Annotated in this window: 15 protein-coding genes; 5 read left to right on the top strand and 10 right to left on the bottom strand. The window is 51.8% G+C overall.

From position 1 onward, the window contains the following. The 3 genes from ACRBB0_RS26705 to ACRBB0_RS26695 all read left to right on the top strand — a co-directional run. Nucleotides 1-1421 (top strand): AAA family ATPase (locus tag ACRBB0_RS26705; protein ID WP_431377513.1); only part of this gene is annotated, 1421 nt, incomplete at its 5' end. 67 nt (nucleotides 1422-1488) lie between these two features. Then, a complete protein-coding gene (locus ACRBB0_RS26700) occupies nucleotides 1489-1734 on the top strand; it encodes a type II toxin-antitoxin system ParD family antitoxin (protein ID WP_209260259.1) in 246 nt (81 codons plus the stop codon). Continuing rightward, nucleotides 1721-2065 carry a type II toxin-antitoxin system RelE/ParE family toxin gene (locus tag ACRBB0_RS26695; RefSeq protein ID WP_431377512.1) on the top strand — a complete coding sequence of 115 codons (345 nt, stop codon included), beginning with the start codon at nucleotides 1721-1723 and terminating at the stop codon, nucleotides 2063-2065. Before ACRBB0_RS26700 ends, ACRBB0_RS26695 begins: the two co-directional genes overlap by 14 nt. Before the next feature lie 21 nt (nucleotides 2066-2086). Here the strand turns inward: ACRBB0_RS26695 and ACRBB0_RS26690 are convergent, their stop codons facing one another. The 8 genes from ACRBB0_RS26690 to ACRBB0_RS26655 form a co-directional block, all read right to left on the bottom strand. Then, nucleotides 2087-2401, bottom strand: a complete 315-nt coding sequence (locus ACRBB0_RS26690; RefSeq protein ID WP_431377514.1) for an H-NS family nucleoid-associated regulatory protein — start codon at nucleotides 2399-2401, stop codon at nucleotides 2087-2089. A gap of 148 nt (nucleotides 2402-2549) precedes the next feature. Beyond that, on the bottom strand, nucleotides 2550-4223 hold the full coding sequence (locus tag ACRBB0_RS26685) for a ParB/RepB/Spo0J family partition protein (RefSeq protein WP_431377511.1): 1674 nt from the start codon (nucleotides 4221-4223) through the stop codon (nucleotides 2550-2552). A gap of 82 nt (nucleotides 4224-4305) precedes the next feature. Further along, the gene (locus ACRBB0_RS26680) at nucleotides 4306-4812 is read right to left on the bottom strand and encodes an antirestriction protein ArdA (protein ID WP_431377510.1); all 507 of its coding nucleotides are present in this window, start codon (nucleotides 4810-4812) and stop codon (nucleotides 4306-4308) included. Nucleotides 4813-5202: 390 nt separating this feature from the next. Further along, a complete protein-coding gene (locus ACRBB0_RS26675; protein ID WP_431377509.1) occupies nucleotides 5203-5457 on the bottom strand; it encodes a hypothetical protein in 255 nt (84 codons plus the stop codon). 166 nt (nucleotides 5458-5623) lie between these two features. Further along, entirely contained in the window at nucleotides 5624-7042 is a 1419-nt protein-coding gene (locus tag ACRBB0_RS26670; protein WP_431377508.1) for an argonaute/piwi family protein, read from the bottom strand. Further along, nucleotides 7039-8487 (bottom strand): SMEK domain-containing protein, encoded by a 1449-nt coding sequence (locus tag ACRBB0_RS26665; protein ID WP_431377507.1) that lies wholly within the window; start codon nucleotides 8485-8487, stop codon nucleotides 7039-7041. Before ACRBB0_RS26665 ends, ACRBB0_RS26670 begins: the two co-directional genes overlap by 4 nt. Before the next feature lie 5 nt (nucleotides 8488-8492). Continuing rightward, nucleotides 8493-9176, bottom strand: a complete 684-nt coding sequence (locus ACRBB0_RS26660; protein WP_431377506.1) for a hypothetical protein — start codon at nucleotides 9174-9176, stop codon at nucleotides 8493-8495. A gap of 66 nt (nucleotides 9177-9242) precedes the next feature. Beyond that, entirely contained in the window at nucleotides 9243-9809 is a 567-nt protein-coding gene (locus tag ACRBB0_RS26655) for a recombinase family protein (protein ID WP_431377505.1), read from the bottom strand. A gap of 149 nt (nucleotides 9810-9958) precedes the next feature. On the opposite strand from ACRBB0_RS26655, the gene ACRBB0_RS26650 reads away from it, so the two are divergent. Further along, nucleotides 9959-10309 (top strand): hypothetical protein, encoded by a 351-nt coding sequence (locus ACRBB0_RS26650; protein ID WP_431377504.1) that lies wholly within the window; start codon nucleotides 9959-9961, stop codon nucleotides 10307-10309. On the opposite strand, the gene ACRBB0_RS26645 is transcribed toward ACRBB0_RS26650, so the two are convergent. Both ACRBB0_RS26645 and ACRBB0_RS26640 read right to left on the bottom strand, forming a co-directional pair. Further along, complete coding sequence (locus ACRBB0_RS26645; protein ID WP_431377503.1) at nucleotides 10310-11056, bottom strand: hypothetical protein; 747 nt, start codon at nucleotides 11054-11056, stop codon at nucleotides 10310-10312. Between the two features lie 1003 nt (nucleotides 11057-12059). Further along, nucleotides 12060-14813 (bottom strand): tetratricopeptide repeat protein, encoded by a 2754-nt coding sequence (locus ACRBB0_RS26640; RefSeq protein WP_431377502.1) that lies wholly within the window; start codon nucleotides 14811-14813, stop codon nucleotides 12060-12062. A 725-nt stretch (nucleotides 14814-15538) separates the two neighbouring features. Between ACRBB0_RS26640 and ACRBB0_RS26635 the strand changes: the two genes are divergently transcribed. Continuing rightward, on the top strand, nucleotides 15539-15895 hold the full coding sequence (locus tag ACRBB0_RS26635) for a hypothetical protein (protein WP_431377501.1): 357 nt from the start codon (nucleotides 15539-15541) through the stop codon (nucleotides 15893-15895). The last annotated feature ends 153 nt before the right edge of the window (nucleotides 15896-16048 follow it).

The following is a 16048-nucleotide window of genomic DNA, read 5'->3' as shown; positions in this document are numbered from 1 at the left end:
AACGCATCGACAAACCAGCGGAATTGCAGGAGGCCGCCGCCAAAGCCCTGAAGTCGCCGGAGTTGATCCGGCTGAACACTGGGACCTTGCCGCGCTTCACCACGCGTGATTACCGCGCCGCTGAAGACAGCCTGCAACAATCCACCAATGACCTTTCAAACAAGACCGGCTTCGCGGTCGATCAGCGCCATGTTAGCAAGGCCATCTCGGATCAGGACAAGCGCATGACGCGCGCCTTTGGCGGGCGGTTGAGCGCAGAACAACGCGCAGGATTGCAGCTTATCCTCGGCGCAAATCGCCTGTCCTGCGTGGTGGGCTTGGCCGGGGCTGGCAAGAGCACCTTGCTTGATACGGCGCGGGATGCCTGGCAGCGCCAAGGGCTTGTCGTGCATGGCGCGGCTTTGGCGGGCAAAGCTGCCGACGGGTTGCAAGAGGCTTCAGGCATTCCGAGCCGAACGCTCGCTTCTTTGGAGCTGTCCTGGAAGAACGGGCATGAACCAATCAAATCCGGCGAGGTGCTGGTCGTTGATGAAGCGGGCATGATCGGTACGCGACAGATGGCGCGGGTGGCGGCGAAGATGAATGAGATCGGGGCCAAACTGGTGCTGGTCGGCGATCCAGATCAATTGCAGCCGATTGAGGCAGGCAAACCGTTTCGCGATGTCATCGACCAGCACGGCGCGGCGCAATTGACCGAGATCCACCGTCAGCGCGAGGATTGGCAGAAACAGGCCTCCAAAGAGTTGGCTGAGGGTCGCTCTGACAAGGCGTTGCAACGCTACGCAGACCGCAATGCGGTTTCTGAAAGTAACAATCTCGACGAGAATATTGAGCGGCTGGTGCAGGCCTATCGGCTGGATGTCGCGGTGAATGGCAATGATACGTCGCGGCTGGCTTTTGCCCATAAACGCAGGGATGTATTCGCGCTGAACCAAGCCATCCGCGCGGCCCTGCGCGAGGATCAGGACACACCGCCGATTGAACAGCTTTATCAAACAGACACAGGCAAACGCGCCTTTGCGACAGGTGACAGGTTGGTCTTTGGCAAGAATGACAAAGATTTGGGCATCAAGAACGGCATGCTGGGAACGGTGGAACAGGCCGGGCTAGATGAACTCTGCATCCGTCTGGACGGGGATCACCCGCGCAAAATCCGGTTCAATCCCCATACCTATCAAAGCTTCGATCACGGCTACGCCGTCACCGTGCACAAATCCCAAGGCGCGACGGTGGATCACGCCTATGTGCTCGCCTCACGCAGCATGGATCAGCACCTCGCCTATGTCGCCATGACCCGCCATCGCGATCAGTTACAGGTTTTTGTGGATCGCTGCGACAGACCGACATGGGCGCACCCTTCACGAGAGCCGGAACCGCGCAAACGCGACGGGCCAGACCATTCCGGCCCCTCTTGGGGATAACGCATCGCCCAAGTTTGACAAACTTTGCCATCCTTTGATAAAATGAAAACCTATGGAGGATACCGCAATGGCCACAATGAATGTTTCCTTGCCCGACCCGATGAAGTCCTGGGTCGAGGAGCGTTTGCAGGATGGTCGCTTCAGCAATACCAGCGATTATGTCCGGCATCTGATCCGCCGTGATCAGGAGCGTGAGGATGCCAAAGCCAGCCTGCAGCGCGCCATCGACGAAGGCGTGCGCAGCGGTCCTGTGGAAGAGTTTGATTTCCAATCCTTCCGCGCGCAAATGCGGGAGCGCTATGCCTCCGACTGACCCCGAACGCGAGCGGTTTGGCGCTTTGTCAGGCTATCGCCTGTCCCCCGCCGCGCGTCTGGATTTGGAAGAGATCTGGCTCTATGGGGCGCAAACCTGGTCGATGGATCAAGCGGATCGATATTCGCTCAGTCTTGAAGAGACGTTTGAACGCCTGCTTGCCAACCCCAAAATCGCACGTGAACGCAACGACTTCGACCCGCCGGTGCGCATTCACCCGACGGGTTCACATCTGATCATCTACCGGATTGAGGGAGACCACCTCGCCATCCTGCGTGTCCTTGGCGGGCAGCAGAATTGGGCGGCGATTTTGCACGATCTGGATCAGTGAGAGAGTGCGTGCAACCGCGTTTTAGATTGCGAGGTCTTCCGGAGTCTTGCCTTGCTCAATCGCCTCGACAAACCACTTCGGCTTGCGACCACGACCAGACCATGTAAGCGCGGAGTTTTCTGGATGGCGGTATTTTGGGGCGGCGGGAACCTTGCCGCCAGACGTCGCACCCAACAGTTCCTTCAAAGAATACCCGGCCTCACGAGCGACAGCTTCGGCGGCGGCAAGCGCATCGGCTTTCTGGCGCGCCTCAAAAGTCTGGATTGCCTTTGCAACGGATTTCTGCAGAGCTTTGAGATCGTCCAGCGTCAGTTCGTCGAAATTGATGTCCAAGATTTTGTCCCCGTTTTTGTGTTTTTCAAACCCGTAGCCGTTTGTGGCCTTCCAGACAAGGCGCAGGTGGAATAGCGGGCAGCCCAACGGGCTGACCGCGATTTTTTTAACTACGAGAGAGAAAGGCCGCCCCAATGAGGCGGCCTCTTCATTACGCGGCATCTTGGATGTTAGGCTTTTCCGCCGCTTCTTCGCGATAGCTGCCCTGTGGAAAGGCCATGTAGCGCGGCATCCAGTTGGGATCGGCGGGTGTGCGTGTCCCTTCCATGCAGGCGGTGAGAATGGCGCGTTGGGTTTTGGCAGTGGCGGTGATGTGCTCTGCGGCTGCATTTAATCCTGCATACTCGCCCACCATGGCATTCAAGACCTGTTTGTCGCGGATCAGCGCGAAGAAGGTGTCTTCCGGTTGCCAGTATTTGGTCATGTCCGCGCCAAGTATGTCTGCGATCTCGTCAATCAAGGGGCTGGCTACCTCTAAGCTGGCGGTCATCAGGAAGGTCAACACGCGGAGAACCTCCTTGTCGCTCAAGGTCATTAGGTGCGCAAACGTTTCAACAATATCGGGCTGGGTGACTGACCAATCGCCGCGCTGGGGCAGGATTTGCGCCAGTTCGACACCCAGCATCTCCGCGATGGCTTCGCGCTCTTGGTCGAAGGCCTGTTGCGCGGCGCTGGCCTCAAGGCTCTCGGCAATTTCCGGTTTGGCAGTGTTCTGCGGTTCGCGCACGACCTGCCGGAGCGATGATCCGGCGATCATGTGGGCTGCGATCAGGCGCAAGGCCAGCCCGCTCTGCCCCAACATATCGGCGCGGACGGCGGCATGGCGGTGCAGATCGACATAATTCTGCGCGGCTTTGGTGAGCTCCGGCTTTTCGACGGGCGCAGTGTCGGCTCTCTCGCGGCGCTTGGCTTCGGCATTGGTGATATAGCCTTTGTGGAACGTGACTTCGCCCTGTTGGGTGGTGGTGACAAAGACCTTGCCGCCGTCTTCCAAGGCGCAGGAACGATGATCCCAATTGGCGAACCAGTTACCACGATCCATCAGGATCACATCTGTCCAACCCTCGGCTTTGAGCGCGTCCACGGCCTCGGCAATGGCGGAATTCTGATGCGTCCAGAAAGCCTCAGCATCGGCAAAATAGCTGTCCTCGCCAAAGAGATCAGCGACTACGGCAAGCCCACTTTCCTCAACATCGAACAAGGCATTTACAGTCGGGACGTGCTCACCGCCAAACAGCCAGTTTTTGAGGCGTTGACCTGTCGGCGCATAGGCATCTTCATCTTTCATCAACGCCCACCAGTCTTTTTGTTGCTTGGGTGTTGCCATGGTCAGATTTCGGATATCGCCCGCATAGACTGCGCCTTTGCGATAGGCGGTCAAAATCGGCGGGTGCAACCGCCCGAGCGCGAGGCGTTGGCTCACCATGCGCGGCGTGATGCCAAACGTGGTCGCTATATCCTCTGCGTCACGGCCTTCTTTGACCAGCTTGGCAAAGGCCTTGTATTGATCCACCTCGTCCATTGGCAGGCGCTCAATGTTCTCGGCAAGACTGGCCTCAATGGCCTGCGCATCGTCGCCCTCCGCCATCACGAGGCAGGGGATCGGCTCAATCTCACCGTCTTCGGCAAGGATGCGGCACGCATTCAAACGGCGCTGTCCGGCGATGACTTCAAAGCCTTCGTCGGCAGGGCGCACCAGAAGCGGCTGCAACACACCAAGGGCGCGGATGCTGGACACGAGGTCATTACACTCCTTCGCGCCATATTTGCGCACGTTCAAGGGGGATACGGAAAGTTGGTCTAGGTCAATAAATTGCAGGGTCATGAGTTTGTCCTTTCGCTGCTGTCTGGCACGGAATTGCACCCTGAAACCGCTCAAACAGAGCGGCTTGGGGCTGCACTCCCCCTCATGTCGCGCGATAAATCAGGCGTTGCCCCGAGATGGTGGCCTCGGAGTAGTCACAGGCCAGATCACGGGCGATGGCGTCATAATCGATGTAGAATTGCAGCCGCTCAGGAACGTCGCCAAACAAGCCTTCCTCGACAAATTGCTCGGCAAGCTCCCGCAAACTATCCACATGATAAATGTCGATACCGTGATGATCCGGGCATTCCTGCGCATCAAAGCTGCAACCGCATTCCCCCACGGCGATGATGACAAGGGTCTTTTCCCAATCTTCCCAGTCCTCGACGCAGGTCAGATAATCCGACAGATTGGCCTGATTGATGACGATGGCCTTCGCCAATTCGCAATCAATCTCCTCACCGTCAATGAACTGGATTTCGAATTCTTCGACCGGATCGCCATAGTCGTTCCGCAGCTTCGCGGCCTTCTCGGCATAGTCCTCATAGCTCTCGAAATAAAAGCCGCGGGCGGTGATGTCGTAGGGTTGTGCATGTAATGTAACGGTCATTTATTCGTTCCTTTCCAAATGAATGCAGGGGTTGCGCTTGCAACCCTTGCCCCTCGGCGAGAGCGGGGGTGCAAATGGAAAGGAAAATCGGCGAAAGATGCTTTGCCTTTGACGGAGGCTCCGGCGCTTGCGTTGGAAACCGTCAAAGCAAGGATCTCTTCGATCTGTTTTGCTTGAAATGCGCCAGGGGCAGCGCCCCAAGCACGCAGCGGTTACATCCGCTGCCACCAACATGCCTGCGAAAGCAGGTGCGCAAGGGATTGAAGCCGAATGGCCACGACCGCCTGCGGGCGTGGTTTACGAAAGCCCGATACGCTTGCGGATGCGCCCCAAAAGAAAAGGCACGAACAACTGTCCGCGCCTTGTTCTCAAATGAATAGCAGCACCGAACTATCGCGGCAAAGGCTCAAAGACTTCACCTGTATCATCGTGATCTTCCGGCACAGTACGCAGAACGAGCTTGCCGTCTACAGGCAGGGCATCCATCTGAACGTTATACCCTTGCCCATCCTTGTGCGCCCAAGCCACGGCGATCTTGCTCCAATAGGATTCCTCGCCCTTGTTCCCAGGCCGGACAGTATAGCCCAGCAGGTACGGTGGGACTGAAGATGGTTTGACTTGGGTTTGTTTCGTTTCATTGCTCATAAAATCTCCTTTGCAAATATGTTGATGAAAGGAGAACATTAATAGAACAAATTGCATTGCTCGATCAAGAATAATTTCCTAATTTCATACACCTGTATGATCTAAGGGTTGACTTGGAGTTTCGTGAAGCAACGCTCCCCGGAACTCCTAGTCAACGCGAACAACCCTACATGTAAAACCCGTACCGGATTTGTGGCGTGTCGGCCTCGGTCAAATACTTCATAATCTCCCCGACTTTTCTCGCGCACCCAAGTGTTACCGGGTACTTTCCATCAAACTGAGTGTTGTTCCAGTTCATTTTGGTTAACCCAAGAATCTCCTTGGCGATCGTCATGGGGGATTCTTCAGATTTCTTAATTCTCAATTCTATTGGTTGGGGAACATACAGGCCCGGGTATGTCTGATAATACCAAACTGACCCCCTAGAATAGAGCAGAAGCCGGTCATCTGTGACACGAGCAAGCGTCCCTCTGAGGGGCGGATAGTTCCCATCTCGGAAAAGGCGCAATTTCGAGTCCATCACTGTTACGAAATCAACGGAATCGATGCGTGCATCGTTTGCAGCCCCTTCAATCCCCGAGATTTCGTCTGCGGTAAAATTTGAAGACTTATGTATTACGAGTCTTGCAGGAAATGTGCGTAGGGCCACACGATATTCGTTTAGCGCTGCTGCAACCAAATCGTAGGCCTGCTCTGCAGAGAGTTTGGGAACTCGATCATTTTTATCGATGCTAACTGGCGTGCCACGAAGAATGAGGCCATTTCCAAGCTCATCAAATATTTGAGCAAGGCTTGTGCACAATGACTGTCGGTCTCGACTTCGGTAAAAGGCGATACCAACAGCACATGAAGTTGCGTTGGTGTTTTTTTGTTCCAGTTTCCAGGGTATTGTCGGCCCCGATTTATAATAAAGTGCAGTGCAAAAGTTCCAGGCTTTCGTTGCATCGTCTTGTCGGCCCGCAGATTTTGATTGGTCTAAATTTACCTGCCGGATTAATTGCAAAGGTTTTCCAAGCGGCATGGCGCGCGCCTTAAGTGCCCTCCGGAAGTTAAGCTCTTCATTTGCTTCGCTTCCCTCCAGAACTTCATCGCCTGGTAACTTGTCCGAGGAAATAACCTTGAAAAGCTTCTCGGGCATTACGCAGACGATCACATCGACGTGTCTATTTTGCGCCAAAAATTTAATGTTTTCATAATAGGCATCAATTGCAGCGTTGATGCGGTCGTTGCGCGACTTAATCGATACGATCTTGTCGATTTCGGAGTTCTTTATTGGGCGAGATAGATCTTCCGAGAAGCGGACATCTGCACCAAATCCTTCGTTTTTGTTGAAACCGCAAAACGGTCGAAACAGATTTTCCTGATTTGCATCTTCCGGCGCGTTGATACCTGTCTTGCATCGTTCAATCCATGCCTGAAGCAACTCAACACATTCAGACGACCCGACGCCGCCAACATAAATTTCACTTCTTCGCGTTTCTTGTGTTTGGTCGAAAACTCCGTAAGCCGCGATACCTCGGCGAGGGCAAATATGCTCGCCCTTTGCAAAAATGAGTCTAGGTTCTTTTACAAATTCAAGCTTCACAGCGCACCAAACCTTTCTTGAACAGCGTCTGGCTCTTCTGATTGCAAGGGTTGCCAATGGCTTTCATCGAGAGGTCTGCCGCCGCTCAACTGAAGCGGTGAAGCAAAACTTAGTGTGGGCCCCAAAGCACTTTGGTCCGAAAACAGGTCTTGACCATCGATATCTTCTAGCCAAGAAGCAAGGAACCTGAACTGATCATAAACGGAACGGTTTTTCTCCATTCTCTTCAGTCCGCTAAGCAGCTTGTCGCCGTAGAAAGACCTGCGGTAATCCTCTCCGTAGCTGAAGAACCAATCCGGTGTCAGCGAAACGTACCAACCTCCTTCCAGACACATAAAATCCACGCTGAATGCGAAATGTCTTGAAGACAAAACTTCATCTTTCTTATCTCTCTTGTGCTTCCGTTCAAAAACCATCCGGTTAGACACTCGTTGCCCGGTCCACTGCTCCGTTCTCTTAGTTTGTCGGGGATTGCGCGGAAGGAAAATAAAAACCTTTTCATGGTGCTGCCACAGAACATCATGCCGATGGAGTTTTTGTTGTAGAACGAAACGCAGCAGAGATTTGAAAACGCGCTCGTGATCATCATCGATCTCGTAATAATCTTGAGGTGAAAATTCTTCGACCGTACCTTCTTCGATCAGATGTTGGAAAGCGTTGTTGCTCGCTTCGAGATCATGAAACGTGATCAAGCGACCACCGCTGACTTCAAAGTCCGAAGGCGTGAGCTGCTCGACCTCGCGACTGAACTCTTTAACGCGTTTTCGCTGGTTTCGTGCTTTCTTGCCGTTCTTTCCCGTCAAGATTTCTTGCCGGACCTCGGCGATGAAAAGTTTGGGGGGGAAGTAAAGCTCGACTAAGTTTGCGCCAAGCGTTTCGGACGGGCTTTCCGGTGGGTCGAAATCAAAGCTCGAAAGACCGACTTCGAGCCCTCTTGTATAAGAAAGAAGCAAGTCATACGCCGCCTTCAGGCGGATTGGATCAACTGTTGCTGCTTGCGTTGCTAAGTCTTTGAAATCTAGTATATCTGTCTTGGGTGAAAATTGCACAACTCCGGCACAAACCGAGGAAATCGCTTGCTCTGAGTAGCTCGCTTGTTTACGAACCAAATTGTAGATGATGAATCTATCGTATTTTTCATTCAGACGGTGCTTCAAAACCTTTGAAAGTGTGTCTTTGACTTTGTCTAGAGATCTGTCAGAAGTGACCTGAATAGCAATTCTTGCATCATCGTCTGCGAGATCAATTCCAGGATAGTTGGCTTGCTCGTCAGCGTTCAAGTTCCTCACTGCAGCCAAGCCATAAAGTTCGCGAAACAACCCACAGACAACGTCTTCTGCTATCTTGTTGATATCCAAATGGCCCATAGCAACGGCGGTTTCTACTTCCGTCACTAGGCGCGTGAGCTCTTCACGAAATTGATTGATTAACGTCACATGCTTCATAGCTCTTAACCTAACCAATCAGGACTAGAGCCACTAGGAAAAGTCCAACTGTGTCCCGTCTTCTTTCGCAATCGATCTAGAATTTTGGTCAGGCGTTCATGCATGTGAGCGTCTAGAAATGTTACCAGTTCACCCCACTCATCTCGCCCGCCAATGAAGAAGCCAAGGCTCATTTGTGGCTGGATTTCAAATCCATCCTCGGTGAAGTCGACACTGACGCCACTATCAATTGAGTGGTGGGAGCCGTTGTGTGCGTATCGTTTGTTTCGAAGTTGTATGATCTCGTCATGAACTGATTGAAGGTGCTGCGGGATGCTGGTCTTGGACACACCACTTGCAGCCTCGCCACGAGCGAAGAGCCGTCCATAGGTTACGACGAATGCTGTCGTGAGCATTTCCAGCTCCAGAAAAGCTTCCGTGCTTGCCTCGAACTTAGACGATCTCAGCCGATGAAAAATGTAACCGAGACTTAAGGTTGTTGGTATCGCGTTCAAAAGCTTCACCAAACCTTGAAGATCCTTATCTGCAATCCGAAGAACTTCCTCGCCTTGCTTCACCAAAGACTCAGCAGAATCTCGAAACTCTGATGGGAGATGCTTGAAAAGCTCTTGGGGGACATATACGAACCGATCATCTTCCCAAATTTGTTGAATTGCCTGCTCCATCCAATTGCTCACTTTGAAATTCATTTCTTTTCTGCAACTTATACGTGATAAGTTGCCTTTTCGATAGTGTTCTTTTGACGCCGCGATGCGTCAAACTATCAAGCCTAATCTGCGGAAAGCTCGTTGCAGAGTTGGCCTTGATACGCCGTAGCTTTGTGCAACTTCGGCACAAGGTCGGGTTCGTGTTTCGCTGTGGGCTGCACGTATTTGAGTTTCGGTTAATTTTGGCCGTCTTCCCAATACCACACCACGTGCTCGGGCGGCGGCCAACCCTTCTTTCGTGCGCCTGGATATGATCCGCCGTTCGAACTGCGCATAGCCCGCAACGATGGTGTAGTAGAGTTCGCCCTCCGGCGTACTGGTGTCGATAGCCATGGACAGGATGCGAAAGGTCACATTGATCTGGCGCAGGTGTTCGGCGGTCAGGATCGCATCAATGGATGATCGAAAGGCACGATCCAAATCCATCACGACGAAACTGTCACCAGGCTGGAGGCTGATGATTACATTGTCGAACACCGGACGCGCGTCAGCAACGGCAGAGACATATTCGATGTTTAGCTCGTCACACTCCGCTCGAAGCGCTTCAATTTGTCGGTCTGGGGTTTGGGCTCTTGTGGAAACACGGATGTAGCCGATGCGGCGCGGATTTGTCATGGCGGTACAGAATCCATCCTTTCTGTACAGCTGATCTACCGTGCCCGCAGCGCGGCCGCAGTGCCTGCAATACCCTGCATTTCTTGCACTCACGTTTACGCCGTTCCCAGAATCCTGTAAAGCCTCCTTGCGAACAAAAACCATGGAATATGAACAGCATAGCTGAATGGGTGGGGGCAAGTACGATAGTGGTGAGCGTCTCAATCTGTCCACAGGCTTTGTCCGCGGAAGCATTTTCGGGGGATGAATTTTTGAGTTGGGCCACCGAAGCACAGAACAACTATATCGGCACCGCCGTAACTATGGCTTCGTTTGTTGCCACGCGTACAAATCAGAAGACTGCAGATTGTCTGAACCAATGGTACGCTGCCAGCGAACTTATTGCAGAACAAAGAAACCGTGAAATTCGCGACACGATTTCGCGAAACTCTCAACATCACCCAAGTGCAGTCATTTTACTGGTTCTGGAAAAGGCTTGTGGGTCGTTCAAGACGCCTTAACTAATTGAGCGCGTTAGGTATCAAGGATGCAGAGACCACTAACGCATTGGGGGCTCCCAGATTCTCGCCTGTTCGGTTCAAGCCAACAAAATTAGGGCTAGACGTTTCGATTTCTTCCAGCGCCTCCCGAATGTCTTCTTTGCTCATCGGATTGTCTCTGTCGTCGTAGCGATGACGGATGTTGCCGAGAACGTCATTTCGGTAGCTTTGTAACTCTTCGAGATGAGCGGCGAGGTCATTGCGGCGGCTTTTGGCGATGAAATAATCCTCCGCTGTGGGAGCGTTGTCTGGCCACTGAATACCTGCGGCGATTTCAGGTGGTAGCTCTTCATCATTTGCATCGACCACACGTCCATCGGCATAACGGAAGACAGGGCGACCATCGGGGTCTTTGGCAGCACGGCGCTCCATGTCATCGATGAGCTGATCGGCGTCTTGAAGCTTTGCCTCAACCAAGGCAATTGCTGTGTCTGTTTGAGTTTCGGTATCGCGGAGCTTGTTGCCGAGATCTTCGTAGAGCGCCCGATATTCCGGGTCTTCCAAAAGGCGATCAAGCAGGTCTCGAAAGGCGCGTTCCTTTTGACGCTTCTTCTCAGCTGTCATGGATCGGGGGTCATCAGACGACAAAAACCGCTTCATCCGCGCGCCGTCTTGCCCGGTTATTTCGCGTTGCAAATCGTCAAAATCCAATTGGCGTTTGTCGGCAGCTTTTGCAGCGATAAATTCATCTACGGTCACATCACGCATTTTGACCGCCTGTGCGTAAGCCGCCGCCTGCTATCGCAGGCGGCTCGCGAGTTGCATAGCAACTCGCGACACGGAACCCCAATGCATCCCGACCGCCCAAAATCGCCAATTTACCAAGTAAATTCAAATTCATACCTGATAGTATACCTCACTTACAACCCTAGGTGCAAATTCTAGTCTCATTGCTACACACGACACATTCGGAAATTGCGCAACGAACACAGACTTAGTTTTATTCACGACTGAGAGGGTGAAGTTCAATCAAACCGAGCTTCACTATGCGGGATCAAATGGGGCGCAGCCCCTTTGCAAGTTCGGGATGGGTATTACCCAGCCCACACCTTGCCCTCCGAGTTCTTATCGAACTCGTCGGCTTGGGCAATACACAAGACGGTCCAATAGAGGGCAAGCTGCGCCGCCAACGGTGGCAGGCTTGACGGTGCCAGGGGCACACAGCTCGCCCTCCGAGTTCTTATCGAACTCGTCGGCTTGGGTAATACACAAGACGGTCCAATAGAGGGCAAGCTGCGCCGCCAACGGTGGCAGGCTTGACGGTGCCAGCGGCACACACCTCGCCCTCCCAATCCCTACGGGATTGCCCGGCCTGAGTAATACTCAGGGCGATTCATATGAGGGCAAGCTGGGCCGCCAACGGTGGCGGGTTTGAAAGTGCCACGGGCACACCTCGCCCTCCCAATCCCTATTGCGCTGTCCAGTTAGGGTGAAATGCAAGGTGATCCAAGCAAGGTTGTGTCACGGACAAGAAGACGGGTAGTTTGATCTATTTTCAGCCCAGCAAACCGCAGCAAAACACCTACTTCGCACGCTCCAAAAGGAATATCCGGACAGAATGGCATGGGCTACACTCTGACAGCGTCGATGTAGAACTGAAGCACGCGCAGCGATGGATTCGGACAAAAAAATAGATGTATTGAACAAGCCAGAAAACAGATAAGACATTTGGTTCTCTTGAATTTCCTTTACAAACAGGCAAGAATTAATGTTACAAAAATATCAAATCGAGACTCGTAGGAACCTGAGGGAAAAACAAAAATGGAATAGTTGCTTCACTAAGGAATCTCTTCGGAAAAATCCTTACACTCAAAATTATTAAACTTTTCAAAGCGATAATCTTCAGACGGGAATTAAAATTGTCATCAAAAAAATACTGAAAAAATTCGTCAATTTTAGACAATCCCACGGCTTTGTCTTTCTCGAAAAAAACACCTTTCAACAGAAAGAAGCCATGAACGAAGCGGGCTGTATTGAGGCCATTTTCCGCAGCAGCTTCAAATAGCCTCGAAGCTTCTTCCAGGTCCCTAGTGGTACCTGACTGATAAAGTTTTAGAAGGGCCAAATTTGCGCATCCATACGGATCGCCTTCATCTGCAGCAGACTCAAAAAACGCAACTGCATCCTTTCTTGATTCGACGCACCCTTTTCCAATAAAATGGCAAACGCCAATAAAGCTTTTCGAAGACGACTGGCCTAAACTAATGGCCGTATCGAAGGCGCGAAAAGCTTCACCATGATCTGCGCTCTTTATGAAACCGTGGAATTTCAGGACACCCAAAATTTGAATCGCAACCGGGCTGCCAAGCTTTGAAAGGCGCTCAATCAATTTCACTCCAGAATTCAGATCGCCAATTGGCTTCTTATTTGCGACATTCAAGACGGCAATTTCCAACAAAAAGTCGCCATCAAGATTGTCGGAATCCTTGAGCGCTCGCTTCGTGAAGTTCGTTAAATTTCCTATAAAAATGTCTCGGACAATCTGTTTTTTTCGACCAATGACCGCGTTGAGCTTTGCTTTGGCATCAAATGCGTGCACTGATCCGTAGCCCTCTCTAGCAGCCGAGTACGCGAGATCATAGACATTTTGATCCATAGATTTCAATCCAGCCTGTGCATACGCTTCAAAAATTATTGGCGACAGAGAGTGGTAGGATTTTTTGCTGACCGGATCAGCAGGAACTTTTAGCAAGTGTGTTGATTTTGGGTGATCGGGAAAATCTTCGAATAACTGCCGCAAAAATTTCGCGGTTTCTTGTGGCGCTATTTTCCACGCAATCTCGAAAATGACTTGGAACGCCCCCTGCCTTCGAATAGACTCGAGAACGAAGAATTCACCTAGTATGTTGGGTTGAAGCCCTGTAATGACAGGCTCAGGATCGTCGGCCAAGTTATTGTCCGAAAACACAATAGCCTCGCGCAGGATATGCCGATTGTGCGGCGTCCACTCGAACTTACTGTAGAATTTTAACAATAAGTTGCAATCTAAGTGTCCGACAACGGCAGCCAGGATAGCAATGTGCATAGATGGGTTTTGCCCGGAATATCCCCGCCTATTTGGAGCCATTGATCCGATTCCGGGAGCTTCTTGCGCACCTTCGAACTCGGCGGCCTTCCAACGCTTCCGTCGGTCAGTCCACAATACCCAGTTTAGAAGGTCGTTAGCATTCCTTGTTGCTCTATACTCACCTTCACGGAGAGCTTTTCCAAGAAAGAAGGCAAACAAAGGGCGACCTTGGCAATCGATTTTTTGCAAACGTCGGCCAATCTGCTTTTTACTTCGCTCCACTGGGGTCGCAACAAGGTTTGCTACGCGCTCAACGATTTCTATCAAATGCACTTGTTTGAGTGCTGGTAATTCCAGGCAGTGCGAATAATTAGATTCTTCATCTGGTGTGTATCGACAGCTATCAAAAGCTTCGTTTTTTCCGCAACGGTGTTCAGAGATCTTAGCATACCAATCTGCACAATCATTTTCATTGTTGCCAAATCCGCCATAATGCCAAGGTTGTCTTTCAACGATTAACAGGCAAACAGCATATTGGAAATCCCGTGCCCGCGCACTTAGATCCTTCATTACTTTTCTTAAATACTCTGTGCGTGTGAGAACGTAGTCTACCACGAATAAGTGGTTCTTTTCTGGCGTCCAAGCGTGCGAGATCTCGGAAAACTTCCTTAGTTCCGCGTCACCATCATGCGGAAGAAAGAAGCCGGCGTTCCATTCGGGATAACTTTCCAGTGTTTTCGTTACTAAGTTTAATGCAAGGCGACTTTTCCCTTGCCCACCCGGTCCTGCTATCTGCCACCACCTAAAACCTGCACCCGCGTCTCTGAAGTTTACCAACGCTGAAAATTCCTCTTCCCGACCCAACACTTCAATAGTGGTGTCAGTGTAGTGGTAAATCTGGTCAACTTTTGAAGGTAATCCAACCTCAAATGGTGCCCGTTCTGCGGCCCAAATCTTCTCGAATTCGCACCGCACAGTTTCCCCAGGTGCATTGAACCTTTCAGAAACCTCTTCAAACGTATCTTCAGGCTGACCGCCACACTTCGCGTAAATGAATCTTGCGAATATCAAAGAGGTGTTTGGCCAGATCAGTCGAGCAACCTCTCTGAAGTAGGAGGGTTCACGGATTTCGCGAAAGAGCCAATAAAGGAGGACCTTGGCAAGTTTGTAGTCGCCACGGGCTGAAGGCGTGCTGCGATCAAGGGCCTTGAGGCGGTCCTTATAAATCTTAGCGGGATCGTCCTTTCTAGCGGTCGTGTCAGTGGTATTGGCCGTTTTCTCTCTGAAGTCGGCAAGCTTTATCGCCTGCTGGAAGATATGATACTCTGGACCAAACATGATGCTTCCAGCGTCAGGCATGTTCTCAATACACCGGATCAGCTGGGGTTTGAGGTGAGGTCTAATGTCTAGTGTTTTGGGGTTGGGAACGTAGGTTTCAAAATCTTCAAAGCTAAGCAAAGGACTCACTTTCCAAAAAACTCATTCAAAGCTTACTTGGAACTGTTCTCTATGCAACGGTGTCACACGGGGCCTTCGTCAAAATTTGATCGAATGGTTGGGCTTCGTTCGCGACCATTGAAGAAATACCGTTCACCGGTGACCACACCCGTTAACCTATCGTAGGTGATAAGTGCGGGACCATCTTCGCGATGGCAAACTCGACCTTTTCGTGGGTGCGCAACGCAATACTCTGCCCTGACGACCACCCCAGTTTCCTCATCCAGATGCTCTACGTCGGGCAATCCGTCTTCGCGTCCAAACTGACCGTCAAAACAAAAAGTTCGAAAAACGCATTGTCCGGTTTGTGGGTCAAATTCGGCTGAAGCGGGCTCGCCACCTTCTCTGCTCACCTTACCATCTACCATGTAAGTCAACCTGGTGACGTTTCCTGTCGTTCGATCACGTTCAATTATTGCCGGACCATCGGGATTGTGAGGAGTGCCGTCAGCCTTCTCCCATGTCTCTAAGTCCACAACACCCGTTTTGGGACAACGTCGCCTGCGTACTCGATAAACCTCGTCTGTTAACTCCAAACTCACTCTTGATCATGGCACGATTTCGGCACCGATGTCAAATTTTAATCGTTTAATTACATGTGTTTGGTGAATTTCTCCGCGATCTCTCCCCACCATCTCCGCTGCTTTTGCAGGTATCGATTTGTTAGCGATCAACGGAGAAAGCTCATGAACAATTCGAACAACAACGCCACCCAAAAACTGCTGCTGGCGACGACAGCGCAGATCAAGGACCCGGTTTACCGTGCGCGCCTTAAGCTGGTCTGGCGGAACCTTGATATCTCGCCGCGTGTGACCCCAACCAAGCTACAAGATGCGATGATGTGGTTCGATCTTTCTGGCGGGCAGTTCTGGCTACCGTCTGAACGGTACTACGTGCCGTTGGTCGATGACGTTTTTCCAAATGAGCGGTATCTGCGTGATTTCCTGAACTCGGATCACTGCATCAACGCTCAGGCGGACAAGCTGCTCGACCTGTTTGTACGTCTGAAATTCCCGCGCATCGCGCGTCATTTCGACAAGTGAGCCTGCCTCGCGCCCCCGGCGAATTTCGGGGGTGCGCGGCTCAAACCACCTTGACGGAAGAGATCATCTAACCTCGCGGATGTGACTCGCCGCGTCGCAAGTTACACCGCTCAACCCCATCACATCAGGCAGCTTTGGCGCTTCACCGCGCCG

It is taken from the genome of Pelagimonas sp. (genome assembly GCF_050633425.1).
Taxonomy (GTDB): Bacteria; Pseudomonadota; Alphaproteobacteria; order Rhodobacterales; family Rhodobacteraceae; genus Pelagimonas.
The sequence above is the reverse complement of the archived record's forward strand: the minus strand, read 5'-3'. Positions and strand labels throughout refer to the sequence as shown.